This window comes from Pseudomonas sp. BIOMIG1BAC, from assembly GCF_001705995.2.
GTDB lineage: Bacteria > Pseudomonadota > Gammaproteobacteria > Pseudomonadales > Pseudomonadaceae > Aquipseudomonas > Aquipseudomonas sessilinigenes.
Map to the genome: position 1 here is coordinate 739,704 of NZ_CP049045.1, position 17,147 is coordinate 756,850.

General features: G+C 62.5%; 12 protein-coding genes and 1 pseudogene. 12 read left to right on the plus strand and 1 reads right to left on the minus strand.

What is annotated here, in order from left to right; genetic code table 11:
- Positions 1-160 precede the first annotated feature (160 nt).
- The 12 genes and pseudogenes from pilM to ATY02_RS03410 all read left to right on the plus strand — a co-directional run bounded on the left by pilM (position 161) and on the right by ATY02_RS03410 (position 15,736).
- Positions 161-1,216: a type IV pilus assembly protein PilM gene (gene pilM, locus ATY02_RS03355; protein ID WP_068576292.1), complete on the plus strand. Its 1,056-nt coding sequence runs from the start codon at positions 161-163 to the stop codon at positions 1,214-1,216.
- Positions 1,216-1,776: a PilN domain-containing protein gene (locus tag ATY02_RS03360; RefSeq protein WP_068576290.1), complete on the plus strand. Its 561-nt coding sequence runs from the start codon at positions 1,216-1,218 to the stop codon at positions 1,774-1,776. Before pilM ends, ATY02_RS03360 begins: the two co-directional genes overlap by 1 nt.
- Complete coding sequence (locus ATY02_RS03365; protein WP_068576287.1) at positions 1,773-2,396, plus strand: type 4a pilus biogenesis protein PilO; 624 nt, start codon at positions 1,773-1,775, stop codon at positions 2,394-2,396. The genes ATY02_RS03360 and ATY02_RS03365 overlap by 4 nt, the downstream gene beginning before the upstream one ends.
- Positions 2,393-2,914, plus strand: coding sequence for a pilus assembly protein PilP (locus ATY02_RS03370; RefSeq protein ID WP_068576285.1), 522 nt, complete (start codon positions 2,393-2,395; stop codon positions 2,912-2,914). The genes ATY02_RS03365 and ATY02_RS03370 overlap by 4 nt, the downstream gene beginning before the upstream one ends.
- 106 nt (positions 2,915-3,020) lie before the next feature.
- Positions 3,021-4,286: pseudogene (locus ATY02_RS03375) on the plus strand (type IV pilus secretin PilQ); the annotation flags it as partial.
- 4 nt (positions 4,287-4,290) lie between these two features.
- A complete protein-coding gene (aroK, locus tag ATY02_RS03380) occupies positions 4,291-4,809 on the plus strand; it encodes a shikimate kinase AroK (RefSeq protein WP_068576283.1) in 519 nt (172 codons plus the stop codon).
- 142 nt (positions 4,810-4,951) lie between these two features.
- Positions 4,952-6,052, plus strand: coding sequence for a 3-dehydroquinate synthase (aroB, locus tag ATY02_RS03385; RefSeq protein ID WP_068576281.1), 1,101 nt, complete (start codon positions 4,952-4,954; stop codon positions 6,050-6,052).
- Between the two features lie 9 nt (positions 6,053-6,061).
- Complete coding sequence (locus ATY02_RS03390) at positions 6,062-7,660, plus strand: AAA family ATPase (protein ID WP_124345566.1); 1,599 nt, start codon at positions 6,062-6,064, stop codon at positions 7,658-7,660.
- Between the two features lie 348 nt (positions 7,661-8,008).
- Positions 8,009-12,457, plus strand: a complete 4,449-nt coding sequence (gene gltB, locus ATY02_RS03395) for a glutamate synthase large subunit (protein WP_068578687.1) — start codon at positions 8,009-8,011, stop codon at positions 12,455-12,457.
- A 122-nt stretch (positions 12,458-12,579) separates the two neighbouring features.
- Positions 12,580-13,998, plus strand: coding sequence for an FAD-dependent oxidoreductase (locus ATY02_RS03400; RefSeq protein WP_068578685.1), 1,419 nt, complete (start codon positions 12,580-12,582; stop codon positions 13,996-13,998).
- A gap of 187 nt (positions 13,999-14,185) precedes the next feature.
- On the plus strand, positions 14,186-15,253 hold the full coding sequence (hemE, locus tag ATY02_RS03405; protein ID WP_068578682.1) for a uroporphyrinogen decarboxylase: 1,068 nt from the start codon (positions 14,186-14,188) through the stop codon (positions 15,251-15,253).
- A gap of 135 nt (positions 15,254-15,388) precedes the next feature.
- Complete coding sequence (locus ATY02_RS03410; protein WP_068578680.1) at positions 15,389-15,736, plus strand: YgiW/YdeI family stress tolerance OB fold protein; 348 nt, start codon at positions 15,389-15,391, stop codon at positions 15,734-15,736.
- A gap of 90 nt (positions 15,737-15,826) precedes the next feature.
- Here the strand turns inward: ATY02_RS03410 and ATY02_RS03415 are convergent, their stop codons facing one another.
- The gene (locus ATY02_RS03415; RefSeq protein ID WP_068578678.1) at positions 15,827-17,095 is read right to left on the minus strand and encodes an MFS transporter; all 1,269 of its coding nucleotides are present in this window, start codon (positions 17,093-17,095) and stop codon (positions 15,827-15,829) included.
- Between the last annotated feature and the right edge of the window lie 52 nt (positions 17,096-17,147).

The following is a 17,147-nucleotide window of genomic DNA, read 5'->3' on the forward strand; positions in this document are numbered from 1 at the left end:
ATCAGGACCGACCCACGCAGCGGGTAAACGCGGAAAAAAACGCGGGCATTATAAGCATTTTCCTCCGGGATCGTCATTTGCCCGTCTGTCAAGACTCGACGCATGGACACAACGTCGCTCAGGGAATCCGTAAGTTACGGATAGTCATAGGGAATTGGCCGTGCTTGGACTCTTCAGGAAAAAGTCGAGTTCCCTGTTAGGGATCGATATCAATGCGACTGCCATCACGGTTCTAGCCTTGAGTCGCCAGGGGGCAGGCTACCGGGTCGAGGCCTTTGCCCGAGAGCCTCTATTACCTGGCGTGGTGCAAGGCCGGCAAATCGTTGATCCCGAGTCCTTGGGCATGGCCTTGCTCAGGGCTTGGAGCCGCAGTGGCAGTCGCCTTCGGGACAGCGTAGTGGCGGTGCCGGGGGAGGCGCTGATCAGCAAGCTGATAGAAGTGCCGGCGGGGCTCTCCGACGAAGAGCTGGAGAACCAGATTGCCCTGGAAGCGAGCCAGTACATTCCTTATGCCCTGGAGGACGTTGCGCTCGATTTCGAGGTGCAAGGGCCGGTGCCGGGAAACTCCCGACGGGTTCAGGTGCTGCTGGTGGCTTGTCGCAACGAGCAGGTCGAGTCCCTGGAGGCGGTGCTGGCTCTGGCAGGCCTGCGTGCCCGGGTGGTGGACAGCGAGCCTCTGGCCCTGGAGCGAGGCCTGGCGCTAACGATCGCCAAGGCGTTGCCGCAAGCCTCCCTGGCCTTGCTGGATCTGGGGGCGGACATCAGTACGTTCAGCGTGATGCGTGGGCAACGGGTCATTTATGGCCGAGAGCAGCTGTTTGGCAGCCGCCAGTTGATGGAGGCCCTTGGTCGACACCATGGCCTGACCCTGGACGAGGCATTGCTGGCGCAGCGCAAGGGCTGCTTGCCCCAAGGCTGCAATGAGGACGTGTTGCAACCGTTCGGGTTGCAGGTGCAGGAGCAGGTGGTCCTTGCCCTGCAGCAATTTTCCGCTTCAGCGCAGCAGCAGCCCCTGGACTTGCTGTTGTTGGCTGGTACGGCCAGTGCCCTGGATGGCCTGGCCCGGGCTGTGGAGCAGTGCTCGGGGGTTGCCACGGCGATTGCCGATCCTGTTCGCAATATGTCGGTCAGCCACCGGCTGGACAGCCAGCAACTCGCTGGCCAGGCACCGGGTTTGTTGCTTGCCTGCGGCCTAGCCTTGAGAGGGCTGTACTGATGGCCCGGATCAACCTCTTGCCCTGGCGCGAGGCTGCCAGGGAGCTGCGGCGTCGGCGTTTTCTCGGGGCTCTGGCCGTGACGGTGATGCTGGGTGGTGGGGTGGTCTTGCTGGCGGATGCCTATATCGCCCGGGCGATCGAGCGATTGCACCTGCGTAATCAATACCTGGAGCAGGCCTCGACCCTGCTGGACCAGCGGATTGCCGATGTCGAGGCGCTCAAACTGCAACGCCAGCAGTTGCTTGAGCGCTTCAGGGTTGTCGAGGAGTTGCAGGGCAGTCGTGCCTCTGGCGTGCGGGTCTTCGAGCGGTTGGCCCGCAGCTTGCCCGAAGGTGCTTACCTGACCGAAATCGATCAGCAGGGCGAAAGCCTGGGTATCAGTGGTGTCGCGCGGGCCAATGATCGGATCTCCGAACTGTTGCGCAATCTGCAAGCCAGCGATGGATTTGCCGCACCGGCGCTGACTGAGGTGAAGAATGTCGCGCAGATGGGGCGTCAGCCGAGCAATCTGTTTCGACTGAATGTGCAGCAAGTTCCAGTGATGGAGCTTGGGCCATGAATCACTGGCTTGGGGCGATCCGGGCAGGCGGCTTCGATTGGCGAACGTTGGACCTGGGTAACCCCGGCGCTTGGCCCGAAGCGCTCAAGGGGGTACTGCTGATCTTGTTGATGTGCCTGGTCCTGGCGGTGGGCCAGGTTTTCTATCTGGGGGTGGGGCAGGAGCAGTGGAAGCAAATGCGCCAGGAACATGTTCGTCTCAAGGCGCGGATTGCTGGCAAGTTTCGCCAGGCTGGCAGCCTGGATTCTTGGCGAGAGCAGGTGGCGCTTGTACGGGAAAACCTGGATCGGGCACTGGAGCAGTTTTTCCAGGGGGCCGAGATCCCGGGACTGCTGGAGGACATCAGTCGCCTGGGACAGGATGCAGGCCTGGTGTTCGAAGCGATCAGCCTGCGGCCGGGGGTGCCCCGGCAGTTCCATGTCCAGCTGCCAATCCAGATATCCGTGGTGGGCGGTTATCACGAACTGGCGACATTCGCTGCTGGCCTGGCGGGGCTACCGCGTATGGTCACTCTGCATGATCTTCGTATCAGTCCCGTGGAGGGTCATGAACCCGTGCGCCTGCGCATGAATGTCGAGGCTCGGATCTACAGGCTTGCAAAACAGGACTCGCACCCATGAACGGTGGGCACTGGTTACTGGGTGGATTTTGCCTGTGTCTTTGGGGGTGTGAGGGCGCTGCGGGCTTCGCCGATCTGGATGCTTATCTGGATGAAATGCGTCGACAAGCACCTGCCGCGGTCGATTCTGTTCCACCTCTTCGTTCATTCTCGGTGTTTGCCTATGGCGCGGGTGCATTGCGCGACCCATTCCAGCCGCTATCCGACGACCCGCTCGCCAGCCAGCGGCTGATCGGGGCTCGTCGGTCTGAGCCAGGTCGGGTCTTGCATCCACTTGAACAGCTGGACATCGAGCAGTTGCAGATGGTCGGGACTTTGTCCGGTGTTGCCGGGAACTTCGTCCTGCTGCGCGGTGCGGGAGTCGTTTATCGATTGCAGGTCGGCGATTACCTGGGGCGCGACCAGGGGCGGATCATTGCCATCGGCGACCTGCAGGTGGATGTGCTGGAGGTGGTTGCCGACGGTCTGGGGGGCTGGCTGGAGCGATCACGGACGCTGCTGTTGAAAAAACACTCTTAGTGAGATCGGGGAAATGAACAGGATTGTTCCAGTCTGGGGTCTATGGCTGTGGTTGGTGTTCTGGGCTTTGCCGGCAGGTGCCATGTCTGGGGAAGGGGGTGCGGTCTACCATGGCGAAAAGCTCTCGCTGAATTTCCAGGACATCGAAGTACGCTCGGTCCTGCAGCTGATTGCCGATTTCACCGGTCTGAACCTGGTGGCCAGCGATACCGTGCAGGGCAGCATCACCTTGCGTCTGAAGGGCGTGCCCTGGGATCAGGCGCTGGACCTGGTGCTCAAGACCAAGGGCCTGGACCAGCGGCGGATTGGCAATGTGCTGCTGGTTGCGCCAGCGGAGGAGATCGCGGCCCGGGAGCTCCAGGAGCTGGAGTCGCAGAAGCAACTGGAGGACCTGGCGCCTTTGCGCCGGGAGCTGTTACAGGTGAACTACGCCAAGGCCGCGGATATTGCCAGGCTGTTCCAGTCTGTAACGGGGGCAGAGGAGCGCATCGGCGAGCGCGGTTCCATCAGTGTCGATGAGCGGACCAACAACATCATTGCCTACCAGAACCAGGAGCGTCTCGATGAGCTGCGGCGGATTGTCAGGCAGCTTGATATTCCGGTGCGCCAAGTGATGATCGAAGCGCGGATCGTCGAGGTCAACGTCGATTATGACAAGGGCCTGGGTGTGCGCTGGGGAGGATCGGTGCAGAAGAGCGGGCGTTGGAACCTGTCCGGAGTCCAGGGTCGTCCCAGTGGCTCGACGACCATCGGTGCGCCAGGCAGTAGTGGCACCCTCGCGCCTTTTGTCGACCTGGGGGTCGTCACCAGTAACTCGGGCCTGGGGATTGCCTATATCACCGATAACGTCCTTCTGGATCTGGAACTGACGGCCATGGAGAAGAGTGGCAACGGTGAGATAGTTTCCCAGCCCAAAGTGGTGACCTCCGACAAAGAGACAGCAAGGATTCTCAAGGGCACCGAGATTCCCTATCAGGAGGCCAGCTCCAGCGGTGCCACCTCGGTATCGTTCAAGGAGGCCTCGCTGTCTCTGGAGGTCACCCCGCAGATTACCCCGGACGATCAGGTGGTCATGGAGGTCAAGGTCACCAAGGATGAGCCGGACTACCTGAACAAGGTCCAGGAAGTACCACCCATCAGGAAAAACGAGGTCAATGCCAAGGTGCTGGTCAGCGACGGGCAGACGATCGTCATTGGCGGTGTTTTCTCCAATGCGCAAAGCAAGGTTGTAGATAAGGTGCCATTTTTGGGCGATGTACCGTATCTTGGCCGCTTTTTCCGGCGTGACGTGGTGTCGGAGAAAAAATCCGAGCTGCTGGTATTTCTCACTCCGCGTATCATGAACAACCAGGCGATTGCTGCGAGTCGTTGATTCTGTGCGAAATTTGATACTTGTTGGGCCCATGGGGGCTGGAAAAAGCACCATCGGCCGCTTGCTGGCCAAAGAGCTGCGCCTGCCATTCAAAGATTCCGATAAGGAAATTGAACTGCGCACAGGTGCGAACATCCCGTGGATCTTCGATAAGGAAGGTGAGCCGGGTTTTCGTGACCGTGAGCAGGCGATGATCGCTGAGCTGTGCGGCAATGATGGGGTCGTCCTGGCCACCGGTGGTGGCGCCGTGATGCGCGAAGCCAACCGTCGGGCGCTGTTCGCTGGTGGGCGCGTGGTCTATCTGCATGCCTCGGTGGAGCAACAGGTGGGGCGCACTTCCAGGGACCGCAATCGTCCCCTGCTGCGAACGGCTGATCCGGCCAAGACACTGCGCGACCTGCTGGAAATCCGTGATCCGCTTTATCGGGAAATCGCCGACCTGGTGGTGGAAACCGATGAGCGGCCACCGCGATTGGTGGTGCTGGACATCCTGGAGCGTCTGCAGCAGCTGCCACCCCGTTAATACACCGGGTGAAATACGCTATTCTCGGCGTCGCGCCAGGCCCTCAAAGTGTGGCGCAGAGCTATCGGGCTGCGTCAGATGAACAGACGAGGCCCATCGTCAATAAAAGGCAGGATGCCTGCTTCCATCTTCGTGGGGACACATGCAGACACTTAAGGTCGACCTAGGCGAGCGCAGCTACCCGATTCATATTGGTGAAGGACTGTTGGACCGGCCAGAACTCCTGGTGCCGCATATCGCCGGTCGACAAGTGGCGATCATTTCCAATGAGACCGTCGCGCCCCTCTACCTTGAGCGTTTGACTCGCACCCTGGCGCAGTTCGCGGTGATCTCGGTGGTCTTGCCCGATGGCGAGGCCTACAAGAACTGGGAAACCCTGCAGCTGATATTCGACGGTCTGCTGACTGCCCGCCATGACCGCCGTACCACGATCATCGCCCTGGGGGGCGGGGTAATCGGTGACATGGCCGGCTTCGCCGCTGCCTGCTACCAGCGTGGCGTCGACTTCATCCAGATTCCCACCACCTTGTTGTCCCAGGTGGACTCCTCGGTGGGAGGCAAGACCGGAATCAACCACCCGTTGGGCAAGAACATGGTGGGGGCCTTCTACCAGCCGAACGTGGTGCTGATCGACACCGCCAGCCTCAAGACCCTGCCGGGCCGCGAGTTGTCGGCGGGGTTGGCGGAGGTCATCAAGTACGGCCTGATCTGCGACGAGCCATTCCTGGGTTGGCTGGAAGAGAATGTCGATCGCCTGCGAGCCCTGGACCAGCAAGCCCTGACCTACGCCATCGAGCGCTCCTGCGCAGCCAAGGCCGCCGTGGTCGGGGCTGATGAGCGTGAATCGGGGGTGCGGGCCACCCTCAATCTCGGCCACACCTTCGGCCATGCCATCGAGACCCATATGGGCTATGGCGTGTGGCTGCATGGCGAGGCGGTGGCTGCGGGCACCGTAATGGCCCTGGAAATGTCCGCGCGCCTGGGCTGGATCACCAGCCAGGAGCGTGACCGTGGCATTGCCCTGTTCCAGCGGGCAGGCTTGCCGGTGATTCCGCCCGAGGAGATGACCGAGGCGGATTTTCTCGAGCACATGGCAATTGATAAAAAAGTGATCGACGGTCGTTTGCGTCTGGTATTGCTGCGCCGAATGGGCGAAGCCGTAGTCACCGACGACTATCCGAAAGAGGTTTTACAGGCCACGCTGGGGGCGGACTACCGCGTCCTGGCTCAGCTTAAAGGTTGATAAGATCCAATGACTAGTTTGCACGCGGACGAGGCGTTCCTCGGCCATTACCAGTTGAGCCACGACCCTTTCGCTCCCCGGGTTCCCGGCTTCAAATTCTTTCCTGCCCAGCGCAAGCCCGTACTGGGGCAATTGCATCACCTGGCTCGCTACAGCCAGTTGCTACTGGTGGTCACGGGGCCCCAGGGTAGCGGCAAGACCTTGCTGCGCCAGGCCTTGGTCGCCAGCACCAACAAGCAATCGGTACAGAGCGTGGTGGTTTCCGCCCGTGGCGCTGGCGATGCCGCTGGTGTATTGCGCCAGGTGGCGCAGGCACTGAATGTGGCCCAGGCCGAGATCGGAGCGATCCTGGCCCAGGTGGTGCAGCTCGCCCTGACGGGGCAGGAAGTCTACCTGCTGGTCGATGATGCCGAGCAACTTGACGAGTCTGCCCTAGAGGCCCTGCTGGCCCTGGCAGCGGGCGCACCGGAAGGGCGTCCCCATGTCTTCCTGTTCGGCGAGTCGTCGCTGATTGCGGTGCTGGACCAGTTCAGTACCGATGAGGAGCGATTCCACGTCATCGAACTGCAGCCCTATACCGAAGAAGAGACCCGGGAATACCTGGCCCAGCGTCTTGAGGGCGCGGGGCAAGGCATCGAACTTTTTTCCGCAGATCAGATCAGTGATATTCACGAAAGCTCCGATGGCTGGCCGGGCAACATCAACCAGGTCGCCAGGGATGCAATGATCGAAGCCATGATCGCCAGCCGCTCTGCGGTAAAGCGTCCAAGTATGGGGTTCAACATGCCTAAGAAACACGTATTGGCCATTTCCGCGGTAGTGGTTGTGGCCGTGGCGGCAGCCTGGCTGATGCCTGGGCGCGGCAAGGCGCCTGCAACCGGCACGCCGGCCAACGAGCAGGCGCAGCTGCCGCTGGGTCAGGCGCCCAATGCCAATGGCGGCCCGGCTGTAGAGTTCGCCGGTTCGTCGCAACCGATGCCACTGCCGCTGGTCGGCCAGTCGCAACCGGTGATGCGTGGGCCTCTGGCCGAAGCCGCAGGTGGTATCACCGAAGGCGACGATGGGGTGCCTGTGCCGGGTTCGAGCGCCGTTCCACCAACGGTAACGACGACTGCACCACCGGCTGGCGTACCGGCTGGCCCGGCCGCCACTCCGGCGCCACGTCCTACTCCGGCCCCTGCTCCAGCTCCAGCACCGACCCAGGTGGCCGCCGCCAAGCCAGCCCCAGCGCCCAAGCCTGTGGAGAAGCCTGTGGCCGCCAAGCCTGCTCCGGCGCCCAAGCCCGCTGAGAAGCCGCTGACCGTAGCCAAGGCCGCCACCGGTGGCAGTTGGTACGCCGGCCAGGCACCCGGTAACTATGTGGTGCAGATCCTGGGGACCAGCTCGGAAGCCACCGCGCAGAGTTTCGTCAAGGAACAGGGCGGCGAATACCGCTACTTCAAGAAAGTCCTCAACGGCAAGCCGCTGTATGTGATCACCTACGGCAACTTCGCAAGCCGCGATGCAGCGGTCAGCGCTATCAAATCCTTGCCAGCGAAGGTTCAGGCTGGTAAACCTTGGCCTCGCACTGTCGCCAGCGTTCAACAAGAACTCGCAACAGCCCGCTGAAGATTCGGCGGCCTTACCCAGGCCGCCTCTCCAGGCAACCTCAAATTTCCGCATCGGCATGCTGCCCTACAGGCCGCGTGCCTTGTGGTGTCTGCGTCACAGTAGTTTTTGAGTCGCTGCAGTCAAAGACAAAACTTTTTGACTAGCACAGCGTATCGCTTTAAAACGTTCATAAATGCGACACGAATTTGCGACAAATCGTCGCCAAATTTGTGGGGCTATGTGTCGGTGTGTACAATGACCTCCCTTTTGCCCCTGCAAAGTCGGCGTACGTTCGACGTGGAAGGTAACAGGTTGAATTGAAAAGAAATTTGCCTCGATAAGAGGCAGCCTGGTGAGAAAGTGTCTATGAAAGCAGGTCTGTACCAACCCGATGAATTTAAGGATAACTGTGGTTTCGGCCTGATCGCCCATATGCAGGGCGAACCCAGTCATACCCTGTTGAAAACGGCCATCGAGGCCCTGACCTGTATGACCCACCGCGGTGGGATCAATGCGGATGGCAAGACCGGCGACGGTTGCGGTCTGCTGATACAAAAACCCGATCTGTTCCTGCGCGCCGTCGCCAAGGAGCACTTCGGGACCGACCTGCCCAAGCAGTACGCCGTGGGCATGGTGTTCTTCAACCAGGATCCGGCCAAGGCCGAAGCCGCGCGGGAAAACATGAACCGCGAGATCCTGGCCGCCGGCCTGCAACTGGTGGGCTGGCGCAAGGTGCCGATCGACACCAGCGTGCTCGGGCGCCTGGCCCTGGAGCGCCTGCCACAGATCGAGCAGGTATTCATTGGCGGTGAAGGCCTGAACGACCAGGACTTCGCCATCAAGCTGTTCAGCTCCCGCCGTCGTTCCTCGGTGGCCAACGCCGCCGATACCGACCACTACATCTGCAGCTTTTCCCACAAGACCATCATCTATAAGGGCCTGATGATGCCGGCGGACCTCTCCGCCTTCTATCCGGACCTGGGTGACGAGCGCCTGCAGACCGCGATCTGCGTGTTCCACCAGCGCTTCTCCACCAACACCCTGCCGAAGTGGCCGCTGGCCCAACCCTTCCGCTTCCTTGCCCACAACGGCGAGATCAACACCATCACCGGTAACCGCAACTGGGCGGTGGCTCGTCGTACCAAGTTCGCCAACGACCTGATTCCCGACCTGGAAGAGCTGGGCCCGTTGGTCAACCGCGTGGGTTCCGACTCCTCGAGCATGGACAACATGCTGGAGCTGATGGTCACCGGCGGCATCGACCAGTTCCGCGGCGTGCGCATGATCATTCCGCCGGCCTGGCAGAACGTCGAGACCATGGACGCCGACCTGCGTGCGTTCTACGAGTACAACTCCATGCACATGGAGCCCTGGGACGGTCCGGCCGGCGTGGTCATGACCGACGGTCGCTACGCGGTCTGCCTGCTGGACCGCAACGGCCTGCGCCCGGCGCGCTGGGTCACCACCAAGAACGGCTTCATCACCCTGGCCTCGGAAATCGGCGTCTGGAACTACCAGCCCGAGGACGTGATCGCCAAGGGCCGGGTCGGCCCGGGCCAGATCTTCGCCGTGGACACCGAGACCGGGCAGATCCTCGACACCGACGCCATCGACAACCGCCTCAAGTCCCGTCATCCCTACAAGCAATGGCTGCGCAAGAATGCCCTGCGCATCCAGGCCACCATGGAAGACAACGACCACGGTTCGGCCTTCTACGACGTCGATCAGCTCAAGCAGTACATGAAGATGTACCAGGTCACCTTCGAAGAGCGTGACCAGGTGCTGCGCCCATTGGGCGAGCAGGGCTACGAGGCAGTGGGCTCCATGGGCGACGACACGCCAATGGCCGTGCTGTCCCAGCGCGTGCGCACCCCCTACGACTACTTCCGCCAGCAGTTCGCCCAGGTCACCAACCCGCCGATCGACCCGCTGCGCGAAGCCATCGTCATGTCCCTGGAGATCTGCCTCGGTGCCGAGCGCAATATCTTCCAGGAGTCGCCGGAGCATGCCTCGCGGGTGATCCTCAGCTCGCCGATCATTTCCCCGGCCAAGTGGCGCTCGCTGATGAACCTCGATCGTCCAGGCTTCGAGCGGGCGATCATCGATCTCAACTACGACGAGAGCGTCGGCCTCGAAGCGGCCATCCGCAACGTCGCCGACCAGGCTGAGGAAGCCGTGCGCTCCGGTCGGACTCAGGTAGTGCTCAGTGACCGTCATATCGCCCCGGGCAAGTTGCCGATCCACGCCTCCCTGGCCACCGGTGCGGTACACCATCGCCTGACCGAAAAGGGCTTGCGCTGCGACTCCAACATCCTGGTGGAAACCGCCACCGCCCGCGATCCGCATCACTTCGCCGTACTGGTCGGCTTTGGTGCTTCCGCCGTTTATCCGTTCCTGGCCTACGAAGTGCTGGGTGACCTGATTCGCACCGGTGAAGTGCTGGGCGACCTCTATGAGGTGTTCAAGAACTACCGCAAGGGCATCACCAAGGGCCTGCTCAAGATCCTGTCGAAGATGGGCATCTCCACCATTACGTCCTACCGTGGTGCGCAGTTGTTCGAGGCCATTGGCCTGTCCGAGGAAGTCTGCAACCTGAGCTTTCGTGGCGTGCCGAGCCGGATCAAGGGGGCGCGTTTCGTCGATATCGAGGCCGAGCAGAAGGCCCTGGCAGCCGAAGCCTGGAGCCCGCGCAAGCCGATCCAGCAAGGCGGCCTGCTGAAGTTCGTCCATGGCGGCGAGTACCACGCCTACAACCCGGATGTGGTCAACACCCTGCAAGCAGCCGTACAGCAGGGCGACTACGCCAAGTTCAAGGAATACACCGCGCTGGTGGACAACCGCCCGGTGTCGATGATCCGCGACCTGTTCCAGGTCAAGACCCTGGAGCAGCCGCTGGACCTGGGCGAAGTCGAGCCCCTGGAAGCGATCCTCAAGCGTTTCGACTCCGCGGGCATCTCCCTCGGTGCGCTGTCGCCGGAGGCCCACGAGGCCCTGGCCGAGGCGATGAACCGCCTGGGCGCGCGCTCCAACTCCGGCGAGGGCGGTGAAGACCCGGCCCGCTACGGCACCATCAAGAGTTCGAAGATCAAGCAGGTGGCTACCGGCCGCTTTGGCGTGACCCCGGAGTACCTGGTCAACGCCGAAGTGCTGCAGATCAAGGTGGCCCAGGGCGCCAAGCCCGGCGAAGGCGGCCAGTTGCCCGGCGGCAAGGTCAATGGCCTGATCGCCAAGCTGCGCTATGCGGTTCCGGGCGTGACCCTGATCTCGCCGCCACCGCACCACGACATCTACTCCATCGAAGACCTGTCGCAGCTGATCTTCGACCTCAAGCAGGTCAATCCCCAGGCACTGGTTTCGGTGAAACTGGTGGCTGAGGCCGGGGTCGGCACCATCGCCGCTGGCGTGGCCAAGGCCTATGCCGACCTGATCACCATCTCCGGCTACGACGGCGGTACCGGTGCTTCGCCGCTGACCTCGATCAAGTACGCCGGCGCTCCATGGGAACTGGGCCTGGCCGAGACCCACCAGACCCTGCGCGGCAATGACCTGCGCGGCAAGGTCCGGGTACAGACCGACGGCGGCCTGAAGACCGGCCTGGACGTGATCAAGGCGGCCATCCTCGGCGCCGAGAGCTTCGGCTTCGGTACCGCGCCGATGATCGCCCTGGGCTGCAAGTACCTGCGCATCTGCCACCTGAACAACTGCGCCACCGGCGTCGCCACCCAGAACGACAAGCTGCGCAAGGACCACTACATCGGTACCGTCGACATGGTGGTGAACTTCTTCACCTACGTGGCCGAGGAAACCCGTGAGTGGCTGGCCAAGCTGGGCGTGCGTTCGTTGCAGGAGCTGATCGGTCGTACCGACCTGCTCCAGGTACTCGAAGGCCAGACCGCCAAGCAGCAGCACCTGGACCTGACCCCATTGCTGGGCAGCGACCACATTCCGGCGGACAAGCCACAGTTCTGCCAGGTGGACCGCAACCCGCCGTTCGACCAGGGCCTGTTGGCCGAGAAGATGGTCGAGATGGCGCGTGCGGCCATCAACGACAAGAGCGGTGCCGAGTTCGAACTGGATATCTGCAACTGCGACCGCTCCATCGGCGCGCGGATTTCCGGCGAGATCGCCAAGGTCCACGGCAACCAGGGCATGGCCCAGGCGCCGATCACTTTCCGCTTCAAGGGCACTGCGGGCCAGAGCTTCGGCGTGTGGAACGCCGGTGGCCTGAACCTCTACCTGGAAGGCGACGCCAACGACTACGTGGGCAAGGGCATGACCGGCGGCAAGCTGGTGATCGTTCCGCCCAAGGGCAGCGCCTACAAGACCCAGGACAGTGCGATCGTCGGCAATACCTGCCTCTACGGCGCCACGGGCGGCAAGCTGTTCGCCGCCGGCACCGCGGGCGAGCGTTTCGCCGTGCGCAACTCCGGTGCCCACACCGTGGTGGAAGGCACCGGCGATCACTGCTGCGAATACATGACCGGTGGCTTTGTCTGCGTGCTGGGCAAGACCGGCTACAACTTCGGCTCAGGCATGACCGGTGGTTTCGCCTACGTGCTCGACCAGGACAACAGCTTCGTCGACAAGCTGAACCATGAACTGGTGGAGATCCAGCGCATCACCGGCGAGGCGATGGAGGCGTACCGCAGCCATCTGCAACGCGTGCTGGGCGAGTACGTCGAAGAAACCGGTAGCGAATGGGGCCGCGAGCTCTGGGAAAACCTGGACGACTACGTACGGCGCTTCTGGCTGGTCAAGCCGAAGGCGGCGAACCTGAAGAACCTGCTCTCCAGCACCCGGGCCAACCCGCAATAAAAGCAGCAGCAAGTGGCAAGCCTCAGGCTGCAAGCGAAGCAGTTCGAGGTTTGCCCGGCTCAAGTGATCGTCTTGCGGCTTGCAGCTTATAGCTTGCAGCTGCTGTTAAGAGGTTTTGAAAAATGGCTGAACGTCTGAATAACGACTTCCAGTTCATCGATGTCGGGCGCAAGGATCCGAAGAAGAAACTGTTGCGTCAGCGCAAGAAAGAGTTCGTGGAAATCTACGAGCCCTTCAAACCCCAGCAATCGGTCGAGCAGGCCCATCGCTGCCTGGGTTGCGGCAATCCGTATTGCGAATGGAAGTGCCCGGTGCACAACTTCATTCCCAACTGGCTCAAGCTGGTGGCCGAGGGCAACATCCTGGCCGCCGCCGAGCTGTCGCACCAGACCAACACCCTGCCGGAAGTCTGCGGCCGCGTATGCCCGCAGGACCGCCTGTGCGAAGGTGCCTGCACCCTCAATGACGGCTTCGGCGCGGTAACGATCGGCTCGGTGGAGAAGTACATCACCGACACCGCCTTCGCCATGGGCTGGCGCCCGGACATGTCCAAGGTCAAGCCCACTGGCAAGCGCGTGGCGATCATCGGTGCCGGCCCGGCGGGCCTGGGCTGTGCCGACGTGCTGGTGCGTGGCGGCGTAACCCCGGTGGTGTTCGACAGGAACCCGGAGATCGGTGGCTTGCTGACCTTCGGTATCCCCGAGTTCAAGCTGGAGAAGACCGTGCTGAGCAATCGGCGCGAGGTCTTCAGTGGCATGGGCATCGAGTTCCGCCTCAACACCGAGGTGGGCAAGGACGTGACCATGGAGCAACTGCTCGCCGAGTTCGATGCAGTGTTCATGGGCATGGGCACCTATACCTACATGAAGGGTGGTTTTGCCGGCGAGGACCTGCCGGGGGTGTACGACGCGCTGGATTTCCTGGTGGCCAACGTCAACCGCAACCTGGGCTTCGAGAAGTCGCCGGAAGACTTCGTCGACATGAAGGGCAAGAAGGTCGTGGTACTCGGCGGTGGCGACACCGCGATGGACTGCAACCGCACCTCCATCCGCCAGGGTGCCAAGTCGGTGACCTGCGCCTATCGCCGTGACGAGGCCAACATGCCCGGCTCGCGCAAAGAGGTGAAGAACGCCAAGGAAGAGGGCGTGAAGTTCCTCTACAACCGCCAACCCATCGCCATCGTCGGTGAAGACAAGGTCGAAGGCGTGAAGGTGGTCGAGACCCGTCTCGGCGAACCGGACGCCCGTGGTCGTCGTAGCCCCGAGCCGATCCCGGGTTCCGAGGAGATCATTCCGGCCGATGCCGTGGTCATCGCCTTCGGTTTCCGCCCGAGCCCGGCGCCCTGGTTCGACCAGTTCCAGATCCAGACCGACAGCCAGGGCCGCGTGGTCGCGCCGGAGCAGGGCCAGTACAAGCACCAGACCAGCAACCCGAAGATCTTCGCCGGTGGCGACATGGTGCGTGGTTCCGACCTGGTGGTGACGGCGATCTTCGAAGGGCGTAACGCCGCCGAAGGCATCCTCGACTACCTGGGCGTCTGACGGCGCCAGCGGCAAGCATCAAGCTATCAGCTGCAAGCTCAAGGCCACGGCGCTTGCGGCTTGCAGCTTGAAACTTGGTGCTGCTTGTATGTGACAAATTGCCCCTATAGATAAAAGGCACGGCTCGCGCCGTGCCTTTTATGTCGCGCTCTGAGAAAATGCCCCCACTTTTTTTCCGGATGCCGACATGACTGCCCTGAAGAACGACCGTTTCCTCCGTGCCCTGCTCAAGCAACCCGTAGACGTCACCCCGGTGTGGATGATGCGTCAGGCCGGGCGCTACCTGCCTGAATACCGCGCCAGCCGCGCCAACGCCGGCGACTTCATGAGCCTGTGCATGAATCCTGCGTTCGCCTGCGAAGTCACCCTGCAGCCCCTGGACCGTTATCCACAGCTGGATGCGGCGATCCTCTTCTCCGACATCCTGACCATCCCCGATGCCATGGGCCAAGGCCTGTACTTCGAGACCGGCGAAGGTCCGCGCTTCAAGAAAGTGGTCAGCACCCTGGCCGACATCGAGGCCTTGCCGATCCCCGATCCGCACAAGGACCTGGGTTACGTGATGGACGCGGTCAGCACCATCCGCCGCGAACTCAACGGCCGCGTACCGCTGATCGGTTTCTCCGGCAGCCCCTGGACCCTGGCGACCTACATGGTCGAGGGCGGTTCGTCCAAGGACTTCCGCAAGTCCAAGGCCATGCTCTACGACAACCCACAAGCCATGCACCTGCTGCTGGACAAGCTGGCGCAGTCGGTCACCGCCTACCTCAACGGCCAGATCAAGGCCGGCGCCCAGGCGGTGCAGATCTTCGACAGCTGGGGTGGCAGCCTCTCGGCAGCGGCCTACCAGGAGTTCTCCCTGGCCTACATGCGCAAGATCGTCAGCGGCCTGATCCGCGAGCATGAGGGACGCAAGGTGCCGGTGATCCTGTTCACCAAGGGCGGCGGCCTGTGGCTGGAAAGCATTGCCGATGCCGGCGCGGACAGCCTGGGCCTGGACTGGACCTGTGATATCGGCGAAGCCCGACGCCGGGTCGGTGCCAAGGTGTCGCTGCAAGGCAACATGGACCCTACCGTGCTCTACGCCAACCCGGAGGCGATCCGCGCTGAAGTCGCGCGCATCCTCGCCAGCTACGGCAAGGGCAGCGGCCACGTGTTCAACCTGGGCCATGGCATCACGCCGGAAGTGAACCCGGAACACGCCGGCGCCTTCCTGCGGGCAGTGCACGAGCTGTCGGCGCAGTACCACGAGTAACCGCACCTGCTGCGATCGAGCCCGGCCTTGGCCGGGCTTTTTCTTGCGGGTGAAAAGGCCAGGGCGCCGATTAAGTTTCAATTCAGCCTGGGTGGTTAACCTTGTCTGCATCGAAACCCAGAATGGATCACTGCCATGAAAACCCGTTACCTCGTCCTCTTGCTCGCCCCGCTGTTCAGCACCGCTGCCCTGGCCACCGGCTATACCGGCCCCGGGGCCCAGGCAGTCACTACCGTTGCCGCCGCCAAGGATGCTTCGGACGACACCCCGGTAGTGCTCCAGGGTTATGTCACCAAGAAGCTGGATAACGACGACAAGTACGAATTCAAGGATTCCAGCGGCACCATCACCGTCGAGATCGACGACGAGAACCTGCCAGCGGTGGCCTTCAACGAGAAGACCCTGGTCAAGCTCACCGGTGAGGTGGAGAAGGGCTTGATGAAGCGCGAGATCGACGTCGACCTGGTGGAAATCCTCAAGTAAGCCGCTCGCTCGTTCCACGCGATACCGATGCCGGCGCCCGACCTTGCAGATGCTCTGCAGGAACCGGGCGCCGGCATGCTCGTCTTGGGCTCAGGATGCTGCCAGGGGTTGCAGCTTGGCCAGCTTCAAGGCCGCCAGTAGGGCCACCAGCAGCAGGGCGCCGATGAACAGGCCGATGCCGTTCCAGCCCGCCATGTGCCAGAACACCCCGCCCGCGGTGCCGGCGATGCTCGAGCCGGCGTAGTAGCTGAACAGGTACAGCGATGAGGCCTGGCCCTTGGCCTTGGTGGCGCGGCGGCCGATCCAGCTGCTGGCCACCGAATGCGCGCCGAAGAAACCGAAGGTGAACACCAGCATGCCGATGATCACCACCGGCAGCGACTCCAGCAGGGTCAGGGCCAGGCCGGCGAGCATCAGCACGATGGTGGCCCAGAGCATCTTGCGCCGCCCCAGGCGATCGGCCAGGGCACCGACTTTGGCCGAGCTGTAGATCCCCGACAGGTACACCACCGACAGCAGGCCGACGAACGCCTGGTCCATGTGGTACGGCGCGGCCAGCAGGCGATAGCCGATGTAGTTGAACAGGGTGACGAAGGCCCCCATCAGCACGAAGGCCTCGAGGAACAGCAGCGGCAGGCCGGCATCGCGAAAGTGCATGGTGAAGCCGTCCAGCAGGCTGCGTGGGTGCAGCGAGCGTGGGCGGAAGTTGCGTGACTCAGGCAGGATGCGCCAGAACACCGCGGCGGCGATCAGCGCCAGGGCACCGATCACCAGCATCGCCGTGTGCCAGCTGACGAAATCGATCAGCACCCCGGTGATCAACCGCCCGCTCATGCCGCCGATGGCGTTGCCGCCGATGTACAGGCCCATGGCCAGGCCGATGTGCTGGGGGTGGATCTCCTCGCTCAGGTAGGTCATGGCCACCGCCGCGAGCCCGCTCAGGGACAGGCCTACCAGGGCACGCATCACCAGCACGCCATGCCAGCTGGGCATCAGGGCGCTGGCAATGGTGCACAGGGCCGCGGCCAAGAGGGCCGCCACCATCACCGGCTTGCGCCCGATGCGATCGGAAATCGGCCCGGTGACCAGCAGGCCGACAGCCAGCAAGGCGGTGGAGACCGACAGCACCAGGCTGCTCTGGGCCGCGTTGATGGAGAACTCCCGGGACAGCAGCGGCATCATCGGTTGCACGCAGTACAGCAGGGCGAAGGTGGCGAAACCGCCGGAGAACAGGGCCAGCACCGTGCGCATGAACATCGGCGTGCCTTTCTCGATATAGGCGTCGTTGAGTTGGGCGACCACCTCATCCAGGGGCGTGGACGGAATTTCGTGGGCAAGCGGGGCGACAGCGGATTTCACGGGGACCTCGGGGGAACGCAGCCGGTCAGGCAATGAAAAAAGCATATAGCTG